This is a genomic window from Pseudolysinimonas yzui, assembly GCF_014653215.1.
GTDB classification, from domain to species: domain Bacteria; phylum Actinomycetota; class Actinomycetes; order Actinomycetales; family Microbacteriaceae; genus Pseudolysinimonas_A; species Pseudolysinimonas_A yzui.
Window position 1 is genome coordinate 60028 of the sequence record NZ_BNAI01000009.1, and the last position, 16838, is coordinate 76865.

At 69.1% G+C, this 16838-nt stretch carries 18 protein-coding genes; 11 read left to right on the top strand and 7 right to left on the bottom strand.

Annotated elements, in window-relative coordinates:
* The first annotated feature begins 142 nt into the window (after positions 1 to 142).
* Genes IE173_RS14040 through msuE form a run of 6 tightly spaced genes read left to right on the top strand, consistent with a single transcriptional unit; the run spans position 143 to position 7341 of the window.
* Positions 143 to 1765 carry an ABC transporter substrate-binding protein gene (locus IE173_RS14040; protein ID WP_191284146.1) on the top strand — a complete coding sequence of 541 codons (1623 nt, stop codon included), beginning with the start codon at positions 143 to 145 and terminating at the stop codon, positions 1763 to 1765.
* A gap of 31 nt (positions 1766 to 1796) precedes the next feature.
* Complete coding sequence (locus tag IE173_RS14045) at positions 1797 to 2771, top strand: ABC transporter permease (protein WP_229842123.1); 975 nt, start codon at positions 1797 to 1799, stop codon at positions 2769 to 2771.
* Positions 2768 to 3628, top strand: coding sequence for an ABC transporter permease (locus IE173_RS14050; protein WP_191284148.1), 861 nt, complete (start codon positions 2768 to 2770; stop codon positions 3626 to 3628). Before IE173_RS14045 ends, IE173_RS14050 begins: the two co-directional genes overlap by 4 nt.
* Positions 3625 to 5337, top strand: coding sequence for a dipeptide ABC transporter ATP-binding protein (locus IE173_RS14055; protein WP_191284149.1), 1713 nt, complete (start codon positions 3625 to 3627; stop codon positions 5335 to 5337). The genes IE173_RS14050 and IE173_RS14055 overlap by 4 nt, the downstream gene beginning before the upstream one ends.
* Positions 5330 to 6751 carry an NtaA/DmoA family FMN-dependent monooxygenase gene (locus IE173_RS14060; protein WP_191284150.1) on the top strand — a complete coding sequence of 474 codons (1422 nt, stop codon included), beginning with the start codon at positions 5330 to 5332 and terminating at the stop codon, positions 6749 to 6751. The genes IE173_RS14055 and IE173_RS14060 overlap by 8 nt, the downstream gene beginning before the upstream one ends.
* The gene (gene msuE, locus IE173_RS14065) at positions 6751 to 7341 is read left to right on the top strand and encodes an FMN reductase (protein WP_191284151.1); all 591 of its coding nucleotides are present in this window, start codon (positions 6751 to 6753) and stop codon (positions 7339 to 7341) included. Before IE173_RS14060 ends, msuE begins: the two co-directional genes overlap by 1 nt.
* 15 nt (positions 7342 to 7356) lie before the next feature.
* Here the strand turns inward: msuE and IE173_RS14070 are convergent, their stop codons facing one another.
* The 3 genes from IE173_RS14070 to IE173_RS14080 all read right to left on the bottom strand — a co-directional run bounded on the left by IE173_RS14070 (position 7357) and on the right by IE173_RS14080 (position 9156).
* Entirely contained in the window at positions 7357 to 8412 is a 1056-nt protein-coding gene (locus IE173_RS14070; RefSeq protein ID WP_191284152.1) for a zinc-dependent alcohol dehydrogenase family protein, read from the bottom strand.
* Between the two features lie 118 nt (positions 8413 to 8530).
* Positions 8531 to 8935 carry a type II toxin-antitoxin system VapC family toxin gene (locus IE173_RS14075; protein ID WP_191284153.1) on the bottom strand — a complete coding sequence of 135 codons (405 nt, stop codon included), beginning with the start codon at positions 8933 to 8935 and terminating at the stop codon, positions 8531 to 8533.
* On the bottom strand, positions 8926 to 9156 hold the full coding sequence (locus IE173_RS14080; protein WP_191284154.1) for a FitA-like ribbon-helix-helix domain-containing protein: 231 nt from the start codon (positions 9154 to 9156) through the stop codon (positions 8926 to 8928). The genes IE173_RS14075 and IE173_RS14080 overlap by 10 nt, the downstream gene beginning before the upstream one ends.
* 156 nt (positions 9157 to 9312) lie before the next feature.
* Between IE173_RS14080 and IE173_RS14085 the strand changes: the two genes are divergently transcribed.
* Positions 9313 to 9546, top strand: coding sequence for a DUF4287 domain-containing protein (locus tag IE173_RS14085; protein ID WP_191284155.1), 234 nt, complete (start codon positions 9313 to 9315; stop codon positions 9544 to 9546).
* On the opposite strand, the gene IE173_RS14090 is transcribed toward IE173_RS14085, so the two are convergent.
* The 3 genes from IE173_RS14090 to IE173_RS14100 are packed head-to-tail and all read right to left on the bottom strand — an operon-like array spanning position 9543 to position 11206.
* A complete protein-coding gene (locus tag IE173_RS14090; protein WP_191284156.1) occupies positions 9543 to 9776 on the bottom strand; it encodes a helix-turn-helix domain-containing protein in 234 nt (77 codons plus the stop codon). The two genes, IE173_RS14085 and IE173_RS14090, sit on opposite strands and share 4 nt — an antisense overlap.
* Positions 9777 to 10484, bottom strand: coding sequence for a hypothetical protein (locus IE173_RS14095; RefSeq protein ID WP_191284157.1), 708 nt, complete (start codon positions 10482 to 10484; stop codon positions 9777 to 9779).
* A 5-nt stretch (positions 10485 to 10489) separates the two neighbouring features.
* On the bottom strand, positions 10490 to 11206 hold the full coding sequence (locus tag IE173_RS14100; protein ID WP_191284158.1) for a hypothetical protein: 717 nt from the start codon (positions 11204 to 11206) through the stop codon (positions 10490 to 10492).
* 193 nt (positions 11207 to 11399) lie between these two features.
* On the opposite strand from IE173_RS14100, the gene IE173_RS14105 reads away from it, so the two are divergent.
* From IE173_RS14105 to IE173_RS14120, 4 genes are all read left to right on the top strand, one after another.
* Positions 11400 to 13883 (top strand): ATP-dependent Clp protease ATP-binding subunit, encoded by a 2484-nt coding sequence (locus tag IE173_RS14105; protein WP_191284159.1) that lies wholly within the window; start codon positions 11400 to 11402, stop codon positions 13881 to 13883.
* Between the two features lie 124 nt (positions 13884 to 14007).
* Positions 14008 to 14511, top strand: coding sequence for an amino-acid N-acetyltransferase (locus IE173_RS14110; RefSeq protein WP_191284160.1), 504 nt, complete (start codon positions 14008 to 14010; stop codon positions 14509 to 14511).
* A complete protein-coding gene (locus tag IE173_RS14115; protein WP_191284161.1) occupies positions 14508 to 15257 on the top strand; it encodes an LLM class flavin-dependent oxidoreductase in 750 nt (249 codons plus the stop codon). Before IE173_RS14110 ends, IE173_RS14115 begins: the two co-directional genes overlap by 4 nt.
* Before the next feature lie 66 nt (positions 15258 to 15323).
* Positions 15324 to 15926, top strand: coding sequence for a hypothetical protein (locus IE173_RS14120; protein ID WP_191284162.1), 603 nt, complete (start codon positions 15324 to 15326; stop codon positions 15924 to 15926).
* A gap of 179 nt (positions 15927 to 16105) precedes the next feature.
* Here IE173_RS14120 and IE173_RS14125 read toward each other — a convergent pair.
* A partial coding sequence (locus IE173_RS14125) for a magnesium chelatase domain-containing protein (RefSeq protein ID WP_191284163.1) occupies positions 16106 to 16838 on the bottom strand: 733 nt, incomplete at its 5' end.

Sequence of the window (16838 nt, forward strand, 5' to 3'; positions counted from 1 at the left end):
CCGATGTCGTTCCGCGACGCCGGATTGAGAACCGTTACGGCGTGTTGCGCGGGTTTGCGTCGTATTTCGGGCCGGGTGGAGCTGCCGACGGATCGCTTCTAGCGTGGCGCCCATCCATCCCGCAGTTTCGAGGAGTTCCGTCATGCGCTTCACCCCCACCGCCGCCGGTGCCACCGGTCTCGCCGCGATTCTCGCGCTGTCCGCGTGCGCGGGTGCGACGACCTCGACCGGCGAACGCGTCGACGGCGGAACGATCGTCTACGCCCACCAGCAGGAGCCGTTCTGCGTCTTCGGCGGCTGGATCGAGCAGGCGTACCTCTCGTATCAGGTGCTCGACAACCTCACCTCGCTCGACGAGAACCACGAGGTCGTGCCGTGGCTCGCCACCGAGTGGTCGACCTCCGAGGACGGCCTCACCTGGACGTTCACGCTCAAGGACGGCGTGGAGTTCACCGACGGCTCGCCGCTGACGGCCGAGGTCGTCGCCTACAACTTCGACTACTGGGTGTCGGGCGGCAACAGCACCGCACTCGTGTGGCTGCAGGACTACTACGCCTCGGCCGAGGCGATCGACGAGCTGACCGTGCAGATCAACCTCAGCGCCCCGTATCCGCGCCTCGCCGACAACCTCACGCAGGGCTACTTCGGCATCCAGTCGCAGGTGGCGCTCGAGACCCGCACCGACGAGGAGAACTGCGCCGCGCCGATCGGTTCGGGTGCCTTCATCGTCGACCACTGGGACCGCGGAGAAGAGATCGTGCTCGTGCGCAACGACGAGTACACCTCGTGGCCGGCGAACGCCGAGCACACCGGGCCGGCCTATGTCGAAGAGATCGTCTGGCGGTTCGTGCCGGATGCGACCACCCGTGTCGCCGCCCTCCAGTCGGGTGAGGTCGACGCGATCTACGACGTGCCCGCCGTGCAGTGGCAGACGCTGGATGACGCCGGCTACCAGCTCGAGAAGTACGTGACTCCGGGGCGTCCCCAGCAGCTCGCCTTCAACACGCAGGTCGGGCCGTTCACCGACGTGCTCGTGCGGCAGGCCTTCGCCTACAGCCTCGACCGCCGCGCGGCCGTCGAAGCCATCGGTCAGGGCGTCATCCCCTACGAGGGCAACGGCGGCGTGAGCCAGACCACCCCCGGCTACAGCCAGGCCGCGGCGGACTGGTACGACTACGACCCCGAGAAGGCGAACGCCCTGCTGGACGAGGCCGGCTGGACCGAGCGCGACGCCGACGGCTTCCGCACCAAGGACGGCGAGCGCCTTCACGTCGTGCTGCCCTACGGCGCCGGCTCGATCATCAACGCCGACGGCGCCGCGATCCTGCAGGGCGTCAAGGAGCAGGCCTCCCAGGTCGGCTTCGACGTGGAGCTCATCCCGGTGCCGCTGAGCGAACTGGTCGCGGGTGCCTACTCGCAGCCTGCGGAGCGCGACATCAACGTCGGCTACTGGACGGCAGTCACGGCGGGCATCCTCTACATCAACTGGCGGCCGAGCACCGAGGAGGCGCCCAACTACAGCAACGGCGCCTTCTACAACGACGAGGTGCTCGCGCAGCTGATCCGGGATGCCAACTCCGCTGCCGACATCGACGAGCAGAACGCGCTCTACATCGAGGCGCAGGACTACATCGCCGAGCGCGCGCTCTCGATCGGCCTCTACGACCGGCTCAGCACCCTCGCCGTCGACACGTCGCTGAAGGGCGTCTGGCAGGAGCACGCACAGGGAGGTCCGACGTTCTATGACGCCTACCTCACCGAGTAGCGCGGCAATCGCGGAGCGGGAGGAAGCCCCGGTGTCCCAGGCGACGCCGCGGCCCTCCCGCCTTCGCGGTGTCATCCGGCAGATCCTGAAGCAGGTCGGCAACTCGCTGATCGTGCTGTGGGGGGCCGCGACGGTCGCCTTCTTCGCGCAGCTGCTGCTGCCCGGCGACCGGGCGACGGTCATCCTCAACATCCGGGCCGGTCAGCCGCAGCAGCGCACCGCCGACGAACTCGCGCCGATCGTGAACGAGTTCGGCCTCGACCGTCCGGTCTGGGTGCAGTACCTCGACTACCTGCGCGGACTCGTCGTCGGCGACTTCGGCACCTCGTACCAGCAGTTCCGTCCGGTGACCGCCGTGATCGGCGAGCAACTCGGGGCGACGCTCATCCTCTCGGTCGTCGCGATCGCCATCGCCTGGGTGCTCATGGTGGTCTGGATCACCCTCACCGCCGGGCGCGGCCCGCGCGTCGGTGCGGTCGGCACCGGCGTCGACGTCGTCGCGGCCGGGCTGCCGCACTACTGGCTCGGCATCATCCTGCTTCTCGTCTTCGCCCTCGGTCTGCGCTGGTTCCCGGTGATCGGCGGGTCGGAGCCGATCGGCCTCGTGCTGCCCGCGCTCACCCTCGCGATCCCGCTCGCCGGCTTCATGAGCCAGGCGACCCGCACCGAGTTCGAGCGCGCGCTCGACCAGCCGTTCGTCGTGACCGCCCGGATGCGCGGCCTGAGCGACCTGCGGGTGCGGCTCACCCACGTGCTGCGGCACGCCGTGCTGCCCGCGGTGACCCTCTCGGGCTGGGCGCTCGGCGCCACCCTCTCGGGTGCGGTCGTCGTCGAGACGATCTTCTCGCGCCCCGGCATCGGCTCGGTGCTGGTCAAAGCGGTGGATGCCCACGACCTGCCGGTCGTCGTCGGCATCGTGACCCTGGTGGCCGTCTTCTACGTGCTGGTGAACCTGCTCGTCGACATCGCCTACCTGATCCTCGACCCGCGATTGAAGACCTCATGACCACCGTGCGTTCCACCCCGGAAGCCTCGACGCTCGGGCGCCGCCTGCGCCGCCTGCCATGGACCCTCGTGGCCGCGCTCGTCTTCCTCGGCATCCTCGCGGTCGCCGTCATCGCCCCGCAGGCACTCGCGACGCACGACCCGTTCGCGCTCGACTACCCCGCCTCCCTGCGGGCACCCTCTGCGGCGCACTGGTTCGGCACCGACGAGTCGGGCCGCGACCTGTACAGCCGCGTCATCTGGGGCGCCCGGGAGTCGGTGCTCATCGGGCTCGGCGCGGCGGCGGTCGGACTCGCCGGCGCCATCCTGCTCGGGTCGCTCGCGGCCCTCGGCCCGCGCCCGGTGCGGGCGACCGTCGACCGGTTCGTCGAGATCCTGTTCGCCTTCCCGGCACTGCTGCTCGCCCTGTTGCTGGTCGCGATCGCCGGCCCGTCGGCCCTCACCCAGATCTTCGCCGTCGGCCTCGGAACGGCTCCCGGGTACGCCCGTATGGTGCGCGGCCAGATCCTGACCGCGAAGGACTCCGGCTACGTCCGCGCGGCGGTCGCGCTCGGCCACTCCCGCTCGCGGATCGTGCGCAGCCACATCCTGCCGAACGCCCTGCGGCCGCTCGTCGCGATCTTCGCGCTCTCGGTCGGCCAGTCGATCGTCTGGGCGTCGAGCCTGTCGTTCCTCGGGCTCGGGGTCGCACCGCCGGCGTCGGAGTGGGGCGCGCTGCTGGATGCCGGACGCTCGTACATCGTGCAGGCCGGCTGGCTCGTCGTCATCCCCGGTCTCGTCATCGTCGCGCTCGCGTTGACCGCGACAACGATCGGCCGGCATGTGCAGGCGGGGCTGGAACGAGGGGAGAAGTCATGAGCATTCTGGATGTTGTCGAGCTCGACCATCTTGAGCGGGAGCTGGCAGGAGACGCCGGGCCGCGGGTGCGGGTGCGCAACCTGCGGGTCGCGTTCCAGCCCGACGGGGTGCGGCGGGATGTCGTCGCCGGGGTCGGGTTCGATCTCGAGCCGGGGCAGTGCGTCGCGATCGTCGGCGAGTCGGGGTCGGGCAAGAGCGTCACCGCGCGGGCCCTGGTCGGGCTCGCCGGGCGCGGCTCGATCGTCGAAGCCGACGAGCTGCAACTGCACGGAGCCGACGTGCAGGCCTTCACGGCCAGGGATTGGCGCCGGGTGCGCGGTCGCGAGGTGGGGTTCATCCTTCAGGACGCCCTCGTTTCGCTCGACCCCCTGCGTCCCGTCGGCCGCGAGATCGCCGAGTCGTTGCGCGTACACGGCTGGGGCGACCGTGCCACCCGTCGCGCGCGCGTGCTCGACCTGCTCACCCGCGTCGGGGTGCCGAATGCGGCGCTGCGGGCCCGGCAACGGCCGCACGAGCTCTCGGGTGGCCTGCGGCAACGCGCTCTCATCGCGTCGGCGATCGCGCTCGAGCCCGACATCGTGATCGCCGACGAGCCGACGACGGCGCTCGATGTCACCGTGCAGGCGCAGGTACTCGACCAGTTGGCCGGCATGAAGGCGAGGGGCGCCTCGATCCTGCTGATCAGTCACGACCTCTCCGTCGTCGCGCAGCTCGCCGACCACATCCTGGTGATGCGCGCCGGCGAGGTCGTCGAGCAGGGGCCGGCGTCCGAGGTGCTCGGAGCTCCCCAGCATCCGTACACCAGCGCGCTCATCGCCGCGGTGCCCGGGGCCGACACCCGCGGCACCACTCTGAGCAACGCCCCCGTGCCCCATGTCGGGTCGACGCCCGCACGTCTGCCGCGCGACCCGGATATGCCGGTGCTCAGCGCCCGTGGCCTCGTGAAGCGCTACGTCGGCCCCGACGGGCGCGCCAGCACTGCGGTCGACGGCGTCTCGTTCGACCTGTTCGCCGGCGAGACCCTCGGCATCGTCGGGGAGTCGGGCTCGGGCAAGAGCACGACCGCCCGGCTCGCGCTCGGCCTCGAAGACCTCGACGGCGGAACGGTTCAGTTGCTCGGCGAGGACTGGGCGCCGCTGCCGGAGACGCGTCGTCGCCTGCGGCGGGGGCTGATCTCGGTCGTCGACCAGGACCCGCTGAGCTCGTTCGATCCGCGGTGGAACGTCGAGCGCATCCTGCTCGACGCCCTCCCCGCGGGTGAGTTCGCGACCTCGGCCGCTCGCCGCGCGCGGGTGCACGAACTGTTGGAGCAGGTCGGCCTCCCGGCCGGCGTCGCGCGCCGCTTCCCGCTGCGGATGTCGGGGGGCCAGCGTCAGCGCGTTGCGATCGCCCGCGCCCTCGCGCCCCGCCCTACGGTCATCGTGCTCGATGAGGCCGTCTCGGCGCTTGACGTGACCATCCAGGCGCAGATCCTCGACCTGCTCGTCGCCCTGCGCGAATCGGCCGTCGTCTCGTACCTGTTCATCTCTCACGATCTGGGCGTCATCAGCCACCTCAGCGACCGCATCCTCGTGATGAAAGACGGTGTCGTCGTCGAAGAGGGCACGCCGGACGAGGTCTTCCTGCGACCGCAGCAGCCCTACACCCGCGAGCTGATCGCATCCATTCCCGCTTTCCCGTACGGCCCAGAAAGGCACCACCATGGCTGAGCCCAAGCAGCTCTTCCTCAACCTGTTCGAGATGGCGTGCGTGAGTCACATCACCCACGGCCTCTGGCCGCTGCCCGAGAACAACCGGCACCGATTCGCCGAACTCAGCTACTGGACCGAGCTCGCGCAGATCCTCGAGCACGGGGGCTTCGACGGCATCTTCCTCGCCGACGTTATCGGGGCCTACGACGTGTTCCGCGGCGGGCCCGAGACCGCGCTGCGGGAAGGGCTGCAGAGCCCCAACCTCGACCCGCTGCTGCTCATCCCGGCGATGGCCGCGGTGACCGAGCGCCTGCACTTCGGCGTGACGTTCTCGACCACCTACGAGCCGCCGTTCGCGTTCGCGCGGCGCATGTCGACGCTCGACCACCTCACCAAGGGCCGGGTCGGCTGGAACGTCGTCACCTCGTACCTGCCCAACGCCGCGCACAACTTCGGGCTCGCGGGCGAGGTGCCGCACGACCTGCGGTACGAGTACGCCGACGAGTACCTCGACGTGCTCTACAAGCTGTGGGAGGGCTCGTGGGACGACGGCGCGGTCATCGACGACCGCGAGAACGCGATCTTCACCGATCCGGCGAAGGTGCGCTACATCAACCACGTCGGCGAGCGCCACCGGGTCTCGGGGCCGCACATCGTGCATCCGTCGCCGCAGCGCACCCCGGTGATCTTCCAGGCCACCGGGTCGCCCGCCGGCATCGAGTTCGCCGGCCGGCATGCCGAGGTGGTCTTCACCGGGGGCCGCACCTCTGAGGAGTTCCGCAAGGCCGCCGACGGGATGCGCTCCGCCGCCGCGCGCCACGGACGGGAAGCCGACGACGTGAAGTTCATCGCGATGGCGGGAGTCATCGTCGGCCGCACCGACGAGGAGGCCGCCGACAAGCACCGCCTGTACCAGCAGCACACGAGCCTCGACGGCATACTGGCCCACCACAGCCTGCCGGTCGACCTCACCGCGTTCCCGCGCGACATCACGGTGCGCGAGGCGCTGCTGCGCGCCGAGGTGCTGCCCAGCGCGGTGCCGTTCCTGCCGCTGGACAAGACGGTCGGGCAGGCGCTCGACTTCATCGGCGGGTCGCGGGATGACCGCTTCCTCGCGGTCGGCACCCCGAAGACGGTGGCCGACGCGATCGAGAAGTGGCTCGACGAAGACGGGCTCGACGGCATCAACCTGCGTCAGTACCACTCGTTCGACACGGCCCGGGACTTCGCCGAGCTGGTCGTGCCCGAGCTGCGCAAGCGCGGCCGTCTGCCCGAAGCCGGCGGCGCCCCGACGACGCTGCGGCAACGGCTGTTCGGCGCGGGCGACCGGCTGCCCGAGCGGCACACGGCGGCCCGCTACCGCGGCGGCGCCAACCTCGACAACCCGGTCGAGTCGCTACGGCTCTCGGCCGGCAACGTGGCGTCCTTCTGATGTCGGAGGCAGGGTCGACCCGCCCGGTCTCGGTCGTCGGCGTCAGCGGTAGCCCGACGAAACCCTCCCGCACGACGGCGCTCGTCACCGAGGTGGCCGAGGCGTTCGCGTCGCGGCTGGGCGGTCACGCGACGATCATCGAGCTGGGGCCGCTGCTCGGCGACCTCGGGGCGGGGCCGTTCCGCGGCAATCTCGGGCCGGATGCCGTACGCGCCCTCGAGGCGGTGGAGGCGGCGGATGTCATCGTCGTCGGCTCCCCGGCCTACCGGGCGACCTACACCGGGCTGTTCAAGCTGTTCTTCGACCACATCGGGCAGCACGCGCTCGTCGACAAGCCGATCGTGCTCACCGCGACCGGCGGCAGCGACCGGCACGCCCTGCTCGTGGAGCACCAGATGCGCCCGCTGTTCGGGTTCTTCCAGGCGCTCACCCTGCCGCTCGGCATCTTCGCGAACGAGAGCGACTTCGAGGACTATCGCGTGACATCCGCCGATCTGCGCTCGCGCATCGACGTCGCCGTCAGCCGCACGGCGACCCTGCTCTCGCCCGGCGCCCGCGCTTTCGAGTTCGCGCGCCCCGACGCCTTCTGAGGGCGTCCGTGGCGATCAGGCAGTGAGGATGACCTTGAGCGCCTTCGTCTCGGCCGCGCGACCGAAAACGTCGTAGGCCTCGAGGATGTCGCCGAGGGCGAACCGGTGGCTGATGAACTCGGCTGCCGGGATCTTGTTCTGCGCCACCATCTTGAGCAGCGTGCCGAGGGTGTTCGTGTTCACGAGCCCCATCGTCATGGTGATGTTCGAGATCCAGAGGTCCTGAAGGGCGAGCTCGACGGGCTTGCCGTGCACGCCGACGTTGGCGACATGTCCGGCGGGGCGCACGATGTCGAGACACATCTGCCAGGTGGCCGGGATGCCGACGGCTTCGATCGCGACATCCACGCCGAGTCCGTCGGTGAGGGCGAACACCTGCTGCTTCCAGTCCGCGTCGCTCGAGACGACGGCATCCGTCGCGCCGAACTTCTTCGCGGCTTCGGTGCGGTTCGCGTCGAGGTCGATCGAGATGACGCGCGACGGTCCGTACAGACCGGCGGTTGCGATCGCGGCGAGACCGACAGGTCCGGCGCCGACGACGGCGACGACATCCCCGGCCTTGATCGCCCCGTACTGCACACCGATCTCGTGACCGGTCGGCAGGATGTCGGAGAGGACGCACCCCAATTCGGGCGTGACCTCCTTCGGCAGCACGTACACCGAGGTCTCGGCGTAGGGAACGCGCACGTACTCGGCCTGGGTGCCGTCGATGAGGTGCCCGAAGATCCAGCCGATGCCCGACGCACCCTCGTCGCCGAGGCAGTGCGAGAATACGCCCTTCTTGCAGTACGAGCACTTGCCGCAGGCCGAGATGCACGACAGGATCACCTGGTCGCCGACCTTGAGCGTCGTGACCGCCGCACCGATCTCGGTGATCGTGCCGACACCCTCGTGACCGAGGATGCGGCCCGGCGTCACCGCCGGCACGTCGCCCTTGAGGATGTGCAGGTCGGTGCCGCAGATCGTCGTCGCGTCGATCTTCACGATGATGTCGGTCGGTTGCTGGATGACCGGGTCGGGCACGTCCTCCCACGACTTCTCGCCGGGACCCTTGTAAACCAGTGCCTTCATTGCCGTCACCTTTCGCGTGCGGATGGCCGCGCCAATGATCGGCCGCGATCCTCGTCCCGAAGCTACGCTCGGCGACTTCGCCGTCAGAGGGTCAAAGGTCCCGTGTGTTGCGGGCGACTCACTCGACGAACACGACAGCGCAGTACGGCTCGGCGGCCCGGGCAAGTCGCCGGTCGGCGGTCACCAGAGGGATGCCGAGCACCTCAGCCAGCGCGACGTAGCTCGCGTCGTAGGTCGAGATGTTGTCGCGCAGCTCCCAGACTCGCGGCAGCAGCGGGACGTGGGGGAATCTGGCCAAGCCAGGCAGCGCGGTCAAGCCTCGTATGGCGGCGTCCGCCTCGCCGATCTCCAGTCGTCGTTGATGAACGGCTCGGCGCAGTGCGGAGGCGACTTCGAGATCGAGCAATTCGGGAGCTGCCAAGGGCTGACGCAGGGCTGCCCGCGCGGTGAAGCGCGCGCCTCCTCGACCGACCGTTGCCTCGACGATGATCGAGGCATCGACGACTGCGCCGGCTACTCCCATTTGCGGTCGGCGTGGATCGCGTCAACGATCTCGTCGCGCGTCATCTGGATTCCATTCCCCACGAACGCTTCCCATCGCTCGTCGAGCGCAATCTGGTCGGCGAGTTCGGTGAGTTCGCGTCGCAAGTACTCCGAGAGCGACAGCCCCGCGGTCGCGGCCTTCGCTTTGAGTTTCTGGGCGACGTCATCACTCAGGTTTCTGATTTGCACCGTCGTTCCCATCCCCTCAGGGTACTCCGAATGCATGCGAGATTGAGAAGTCTGCATGCACGTGATCCTGTCGTCGGCCGGGGCGTCGCGGTGGGGCGTCATTGGATCAGGGAGAAGTCGTCGGCTTCAGAGGGTGAGGAGGGCTGAGTGCCGGAGTAGCCTTCCGGCATGTCATTCCAGGCGTACCTCGACAACATCGAAGAGAAGACCGGACTCGCCCCGCGGCAGTTCCTGCGGCTTGCCGCCGACTTCGGACTCGGCAGGGGCCACGGGATGGCGCTCGTGCATGTCATCACGAAGGGGCCGAAGATCGCGTCGAAGCACGTCGACAGCGGTACCGCGCACAGCGACCCGACCGACGAGCTCTGGCTCGACGGCCGGGCGTCGAACCCCAAACCCTAGGCCGACTGCACGACCAGCAGGTCGCCGACCGAACAGTCGAGAGCGTCGCAGATCGCGGTGAGGGTCGAGAACCGGATGGCGCGTGCCCGGTCGTTCTTGAGTACCGAGAGGTTCACGACCGTGACCCCGACGCGTTCGCTGAGCTCGGTCAGCGTCATCCCGCGCTCGGCGAGGAGTTCGTCGAGCCGGCAGTGGATGCGTTGGTCGTCGTCGTCGGAGGCGGGCGCCATCTAGACGAGCCCTTCGGTGTCGCGCTGCAGTCGGATGCCGTCGCGGATCAGGATGCCGAGCAGCACCAGGGTGATGCCGATCGCGGCGAGCCCGGCATCGACCCGCATGAGGATGTACGGCCACGTCCCTGCGGTGAGGAGCACGTGTTCACCGTGTTGCTCGTCCGGCGCCGTCGCGTCCGCGGGGGTGCCGTGGATCTGGGGGGTACTGGGGCCCAGGGTGGATGGCTCAAGTGTTGCGGCGGGGAATCCGAGTTCTTGGACGGCGAGGTCCGACGCGAGGGCGTCGAACTGCGGGGCGATCGTGCCGGAGGCGAGCACCAGCCCACCGAGCACCACGAGTCCCCAGCGGAGCGCCCGGGTGAAGGGGCGACGCAGGATGAGCGAGCCGGCGACCAGCGCGAGGTTTCCGGCGAGTGCCAGCAGCACCAACTGGTTCAGCACGTCGGCGACCGTCGATGCCGCGCGGGCGCCGACCAGGGGCTCCATGCTGGAGAACAAGATGCCGTTGTATTCGACGTTCGGCTGACCTGACATGAAAGGCCGCTGGTCGGTGACGAGCAAGGCCTCGCCCCAGTACAGGTAGCCGCCGAGCACCCCGGAGGCGATCGTGGCCACCCCGGTCACGAACAAGGCGGCGCTCGCCACCAGGGCGACGACGATGGCGGCGATCCGCGGACGCGGCGGGACCGAGTGGGTGGAGGACATGACGGTCAGCCGACGATTCCGGTGCAGCTCGCCCCAGGTTCCAGGCTCGAGGTGTCCGTGCGCACGGTCATCACGGGCTCGGAGCCACACACGCCCGACAGGGTGAACAGCACCCCGCCCCGGCGGGCTTCGATGCCGCCGCCGTCGAGGTCCTCGATCGTCCAACCGAGCTTGTCGAGTTGCACCGTGTAGGCATCGACCGCCTCCGCGAGCGACACCGATCGCAGCACCGTTTCGCAGCCGTCGATCCCTTCGACGAGTGTGTCCATCGGGCCGACGTGGCCTAGCTCGTCCAGTGCATCCCTGACGCGCGAGTCCGCGTGGGGGCAGCTGGGCTGGTGGGGGGTGGCCTCGTACTTCGCGCCGACGGCCGAGACTCCGGCGAGCGCGATCCCGACGACCAGCGCGACGAGGAGGATCGCCGCGACGATCCGCGATGGCCCGCGCCGCGACAGGACGAACGGTGTGGCGATCAGCACCGGCGAGATGATCCCGAAGAAGAACAGGGCGACGGACATGCCGAACGCCCAGGCGACCCCGTCGAGCCATCTTCCGGTCGCCGGGCCGTAGACGGGACCCAGGCCGGCGATCGCCGAGATTCCGAGCCCGCCGAATGCGGAGCCCGCGGCGAGGAGAATCCAGGCGGTGATCTCGGCCGCGCGACCTCGGCGCGGCACGACCGGGGTCAGAGTCGGGTCGGGCGAGGCGGGAGTGCCGGACATGATCGCTCCTTATCGAGTATCGATATTATCGATGGTCGATATGATGGACCGAAAGTGAGTCTGTGTCAAGCATCCCGTTTCCTTCGTCACACACACGCTGAGCCGTGAGCGAACACGGGACTTTTCGGCGCCCCGCGTCGTTACCCTCGGATGTAACGACGCCTCCCGACCTGGCGTTGCGTAGGAGTTCATGATGTTCGAGCGTTTCACCGACCGAGCCCGCCGGGTGGTCGTCCTCGCCCAGGAAGAGGCGAAGATGCTCAACCACAACTACATCGGCACTGAGCACATCCTGCTCGGGCTCATCCACGAGGGTGAGGGGGTCGCCGCGAAGGCGCTCGAGTCGCTCGGCATCTCTTTGGATGCCGTGCGCGAGCAGGTGCAAGACATCATCGGGCAGGGGCAGCAGCAGCCGACCGGGCACATCCCGTTCACGCCGCGCGCCAAGAAGGTGCTCGAACTCTCGCTGCGCGAAGCGCTGCAGCTCGGACACTCCTACATCGGCACCGAGCACATCCTGCTCGGGCTCATCCGCGAGGGTGAAGGCGTCGCCGCGCAGGTGCTCGTGAAGCTCGGCGCCGACCTCAACCGGGTGCGGCAGCAGGTCATCCAGTTGCTGTCGGGCTACCAGGGCAAGGAGCAGGTCGCGGTCGGCGGCAACGACGCGACGCCCGACAAGGGCTCGCAGATCCTCGACCAGTTCGGCCGCAACCTCACGCAGGCCGCCCGCGAAGGCAAGCTTGACCCGGTCATCGGGCGCGAGAAGGAGATGGAGCGGGTCATGCAGATCCTCTCCCGCCGCTCCAAGAACAACCCCGTGCTGATCGGTGAGCCCGGCGTCGGCAAGACCGCCGTCGTCGAGGGCCTCGCCCAGGCGATCGTGCGCGGCGACGTGCCCGAGACGCTCAAAGACAAGCAGCTCTACACCCTCGACCTCGGCTCGCTCATCGCCGGATCCCGCTACCGCGGTGACTTCGAAGAGCGCCTCAAGAAGGTCACGAAAGAGATCCGCACCCGCGGCGACATCATCACCTTCATCGACGAGATCCACACGCTCGTCGGCGCGGGTGCCGCCGAGGGCGCGATCGACGCGGCGTCGATTCTCAAGCCCCTGCTGGCCCGCGGCGAGCTGCAGACGATCGGCGCGACGACGCTCGACGAGTACCGCAAGCACTTCGAGAAGGATGCCGCCCTCGAGCGGCGCTTCCAGCCGGTGCAGGTGCACGAGCCCACGATCCCGCACACCATCAACATCCTCAAGGGCCTCCGCGACAAGTACGAGGCGTTCCACAAGGTGTCGATCACGGATGGCGCAATCGTGTCGGCCGCGAACCTCGCCGACCGCTACGTGCAAGACCGCTTCCTGCCCGATAAGGCGATCGACCTGATCGACGAGGCGGGCGCGCGACTGCGGCTCAGCATCCTCTCCGCCCCGCCGGAGTTGCGCGAGTTCGACGAGAAGATCGCCACCGTGCGCGGCTCGAAGGAAGCCGCCATCGAGGAGCAGGACTTCGAGAAGGCCGCGAGCCTGCGGGACGAGGAGAAGAAGCTGCTCGGTGAGCGCCTCCGCCTCGAGAAGCAGTGGCGGGCGGGCGACGTCTCGGCATCCGGAACCGTGGATGAGGGCGTCATCGCCGAGGTGCTCGCGAACGCGACCGGCATCCCGGTGTTCAAGCTCACCGAAGAGGAGTCGAGCCGGCTCATCTTCATGGAGAAGGCGCTGCACGAGCGGGTCATCGGTCAGGAGGAGGCCATCTCGGTTCTCGCCAAGACCATCCGCCGCACGCGTGCCGGGCTGAAGGACCCGAAGCGTCCGTCGGGCTCGTTCATCTTCGCCGGCCCCACGGGTGTCGGTAAGACCGAGCTGGCCAAGGCGCTCGCCGAGTTCCTGTTCGACGACGAGAACGCGCTGATCGCGCTCGACATGTCGGAGTACGGCGAGAAGCACACCGTCTCGCGGCTGTTCGGTGCCCCTCCCGGGTTCGTCGGCTTCGAAGAGGGCGGCCAGCTCACCGAGAAGGTGCGGCGCAAGCCGTTCAGCGTGGTGCTGTTCGACGAGATCGAGAAGGCGCACCCCGACATCTTCAACTCGCTGTTGCAGATCCTCGAAGAGGGTCGGCTCACCGACGGTCAGGGTCGCGTCGTCGACTTCAAGAACACGGTCATCATCATGACGACCAACCTCGGCACGAAGGACATCACCGGCGGCCCGGTCGGCTTCACGCTCGAGGGCAACGTCGCGGCCGACTACTCGGCGATGCGCGGCAAGGTCGTCGAAGAGCTGAAGAAGCACTTCAAGCCCGAGTTCCTCAACCGCGTCGACGAGACGATCGTGTTCCCACAGCTCAGCAAGGAGGAGCTGATGCAGATCGTCGCGCTGTTCATCAACCGCCTGAAGGAGCGTCTGATGGACCGCGACGTCACGATCGAGGTGTCGGAAGACGCGAAGGCCCGGCTCATCGAGCTCGGCTGGGACCCGACTCTCGGCGCCCGCCCGCTGCGACGCGCGGTGCAGCACGAGATCGAGGACCGGCTGAGCGAGAAGATCCTGCACGCCGAACTCGACGCCGGCGACCACGTGAAGGTCGACTTCGTCGACGGCGAGTTCGTGTTCGAGACCGGGCGCCAGGCCGGCCGCGACCCGAAGCCCACGAAGGCCGCCGTCCTCGGGGCCTGACCTCTGCTGTCGCCATAGAGGGTTCTATGACGTAAGGGATCCCCGCACGCGGGGGTCCCTTACGTCGTTAGGGGGTCCGTCGCGACATCCGGCGTCGAACGACGGGCGGGTAGAGTCGGGCGTCGTGAGCGAATTCAGCGTGCGCCCGGCCCGCACCGGCGATATCCCCGAGATCGAGACGCTCATCGCCCCGCTCGTCGAGAGCCGCGTGCTGCTCGGCAAGGACCGGGTCGTCTTCTACGAGGCGGTGCAGGAGTTCCGGGTCGCCGAGGATGCCGAGGGTCGCCTGATCGGGTGCGGTGCCTTGCACGTGATGTGGGAAGACCTCGGTGAGGTGCGCACTCTCGCCGTCGCCGACCACTGGCGCGGGCGCGGCGTCGGCAATGCGATCCTCGAGAGCCTCGAGGCGGAGGCCCGCGACCTCGGCCTCTCGCGGCTGTTCTGCCTCACCTTCGAGACCGGGTTCTTCGGCCGCAACGGGTTCGACGAGATCGAAGAGAGCATCGTGTCGCCCGACGTCTACGCCGAGCTGGTGCGCTCACCGGATGAGGGCGTCGCGGAGTTCCTCGACCTCTCACGCGTGAAGCCCAACACCCTCGGCAACACGAGGATGCTGAAGCAGCTGTGACCGGTCGGCTCTCGGTCGGCGTGGCCGCGACCCTCGATCATGCGATCGTCGCCGACCTCGCCCCTCGGCTCGAGCAGCTCGGATTCTTCGCGCTCTGGGTCAACGACACTGCCGGTGCCGACGCCCTTTCCGCGCTCGCGGTCGCCGCGGCACGCACCGAGCGGCTGCGTCTCGCGGTGGGAGTCATCCCGATGGATCGCCGACCACCCGCCGAGATCCTCGCTGACGTCGCCGCGCTCGAGCTCCCCGAGGATAGGCTGGTGCTCGGGGTCGGCTCGGGGTCACGGCGTGGCCACGGTGTGCTCGCCGCCGTCCGTGCCGAACTCGCCGAGCTGCGGGCGGACACGTCGGCGCGGGTCATGCTCGGAGCCCTCGGACCCGGGATGCGGCGCCTCGCCGCGCAGGCGGCCGACGGTCCGCTGCTGAGCTGGCTCACCCCCGACCGGTCGGCGGCTATCGCGGGGGAACTCGAGACCTCGACCGTGCTCTATGTGCGCGCCGCCTTCGACGACGACGCGCGGCCGAAGCTCACGGCGGAGGCGGCCCGGTACGCTCAGTACCCGGCCTACGCAGCACACTTCGCCCGCGAGCGGATCGACCCGCTCGACACCGTCGTCGACGGCGACCTTCAGCGGGTCGCGGCCTATCGTGCGGCCGTCGACGAGGTCGTGTTGCGCGCAATCGTGGCCGACGAGACGGCGAGCGACTACCTGCGTTTCGCAGAACACGCTGTAGCCGCCGCCTGACTCAGGTTCCCCGGGTCCGGGGCGTGCCGACCCGTCTGCCGTGAGACCCGGGCTTACTCTGGCGGCATGTCGACCGTGCGTAACCCCGTCGGGCCGCAGCCGCCGTCGGTCTACTGGCGGCGTCGTCTGCTGGTGCTGCTCGGGCTGGTCGCGGTCGTCGTCATCATCGTGCTGATCATCGTGCGGCCCGGTGCCGAGAACACCGGGCGCGAGACGCCGGCTCCCTCGAACTCGGCGTCGAGCACCCCGGCCGCCGGCGAAGAGGGCGACCCGTGCAACCCGGCCGTCATCCAGCTCGAACCGGTCACGGATGCCGCGACCTACGCCTCGGGGGTGCAGCCGCAGATCTCGATGTCGATCACCAACACCGGCTCGGTCGCCTGCACGCTGGATGTCGGCACCGCCGAGCAGGCGTACTTCATCGTGAGTGGATCGGACCCGATCTGGAACTCCCGCGACTGCCAGCAGAACGCGACGTCGCTCGAAATGGAGCTCGAGCCGAACGAGCCGCTCACGACGACTCCGTTCGCCTGGGATCGCACCCGCTCGGCAACCGACACCTGCGCTGCCGCCCGCCCCGAAGTCATCGCCGGCGGGGCGACCTACCGCCTGAGCGTCACCCTCGGCGACATCGAATCCACCGAAGACACCCCCTTCATCCTCAACTGACCCCGCCGCTCGGTGGTCGAGTAGCGCACCGCGAAGCGGCGCGCGTGTCGAGACCAGGTCCCTTCGGTGGTCGAGTAGCGCACCGCGAAGCGGCGCGCGTGTCGAGACCGCCCAGCGGGCTACTCGGGGGGCGGGGTCTCGACACGCCCGCTTCGCGGGCTACTCGACCAGCGAAGGGGTTAGAAGGCGGGGACTGCTGCCCGCTCGGCGGGCGCTGCCGCGAAGGCGATTCCGATCGCGGAGTGCACCGAGCCGGCATCGCCGTCGACGATCTGTGTGTAGCCGAGGCGTTTCGCTTCCGAGAGTCGCTGTTTGGCGAGCGGCACCGGCCGGATCTCGCCGGCGAGCGAGATCTCACCCACCGCTGCGAGGGTCTGCGGCAGCGCGACATCCTTCACGGCCGACGCGATCGCGAGGGCGATGGCCAGGTCGGTGGCCGGTTCCGTGAGCCGCATGCCGCCGACGGTGGAGACGTACACGTCGGATGTCGACACCTTCAACCCGCACCGTCGTTCGAGCACCGCGAGGATCATCGCGACCCGCGCCGAGTCGACCCCGTTCACGACTCGCCGCGGCTGCGGGGCGGTGGTGCCGACGATGAGCGCCTGCACCTCGACCGGGATGGCGCGGCGGCCCTCGAGCGCGATGGTGACGCAGGTGCCGCTCACCGGGTTGCCGCTGCGGGAGAGGAACAGCCCCGACGGGTCGGGAACCTCCGCGATGCCGTCGCCGGTCATCTCGAAGCAGCCCACCTCGTCGGTGGGGCCGAATCGGTTCTTGAGGGCGCGCACGAAGCGCAGCGCGGTCTGGCGGTCGCCTTCGAAGTTGCACACGACATCCACGAGGTGTTCCAGCAGGCGGGGCCCGGCGATCGTGCCGTCTTTGGTGACGTGGCCGACGAGCAGCAGGGGC

Excerpts from the sequence above, each read along its gene's own strand:
- IE173_RS14120 (WP_191284162.1), top strand. The coding sequence starts at position 15,324 with ATGTCGACCGTGCGTAACCCCGTCGGGCCGCAGCCGCCGTCGGTCTAC.
- IE173_RS14070 (WP_191284152.1), bottom strand. The coding sequence starts at position 8,412 with ATGAAGGCACTGGTTTACAAGGGTCCCGGCGAGAAGTCGTGGGAGGAC.
- IE173_RS14060 (WP_191284150.1), top strand. The coding sequence starts at position 5,330 with ATGGCTGAGCCCAAGCAGCTCTTCCTCAACCTGTTCGAGATGGCGTGC.
- IE173_RS14085 (WP_191284155.1), top strand. The coding sequence starts at position 9,313 with ATGTCATTCCAGGCGTACCTCGACAACATCGAAGAGAAGACCGGACTC.
- IE173_RS14075 (WP_191284153.1), bottom strand. The coding sequence starts at position 8,935 with ATGGGAGTAGCCGGCGCAGTCGTCGATGCCTCGATCATCGTCGAGGCA.
- IE173_RS14095 (WP_191284157.1), bottom strand. The coding sequence starts at position 10,484 with ATGTCCTCCACCCACTCGGTCCCGCCGCGTCCGCGGATCGCCGCCATC.
- IE173_RS14100 (WP_191284158.1), bottom strand. The coding sequence starts at position 11,206 with ATGTCCGGCACTCCCGCCTCGCCCGACCCGACTCTGACCCCGGTCGTG.
- IE173_RS14105 (WP_191284159.1), top strand. The coding sequence starts at position 11,400 with ATGTTCGAGCGTTTCACCGACCGAGCCCGCCGGGTGGTCGTCCTCGCC.
- IE173_RS14090 (WP_191284156.1), bottom strand. The coding sequence starts at position 9,776 with ATGGCGCCCGCCTCCGACGACGACGACCAACGCATCCACTGCCGGCTC.
- IE173_RS14050 (WP_191284148.1), top strand. The coding sequence starts at position 2,768 with ATGACCACCGTGCGTTCCACCCCGGAAGCCTCGACGCTCGGGCGCCGC.
- IE173_RS14055 (WP_191284149.1), top strand. The coding sequence starts at position 3,625 with ATGAGCATTCTGGATGTTGTCGAGCTCGACCATCTTGAGCGGGAGCTG.
- msuE (WP_191284151.1), top strand. The coding sequence starts at position 6,751 with ATGTCGGAGGCAGGGTCGACCCGCCCGGTCTCGGTCGTCGGCGTCAGC.
- IE173_RS14080 (WP_191284154.1), bottom strand. The coding sequence starts at position 9,156 with ATGGGAACGACGGTGCAAATCAGAAACCTGAGTGATGACGTCGCCCAG.
- IE173_RS14040 (WP_191284146.1), top strand. The coding sequence starts at position 143 with ATGCGCTTCACCCCCACCGCCGCCGGTGCCACCGGTCTCGCCGCGATT.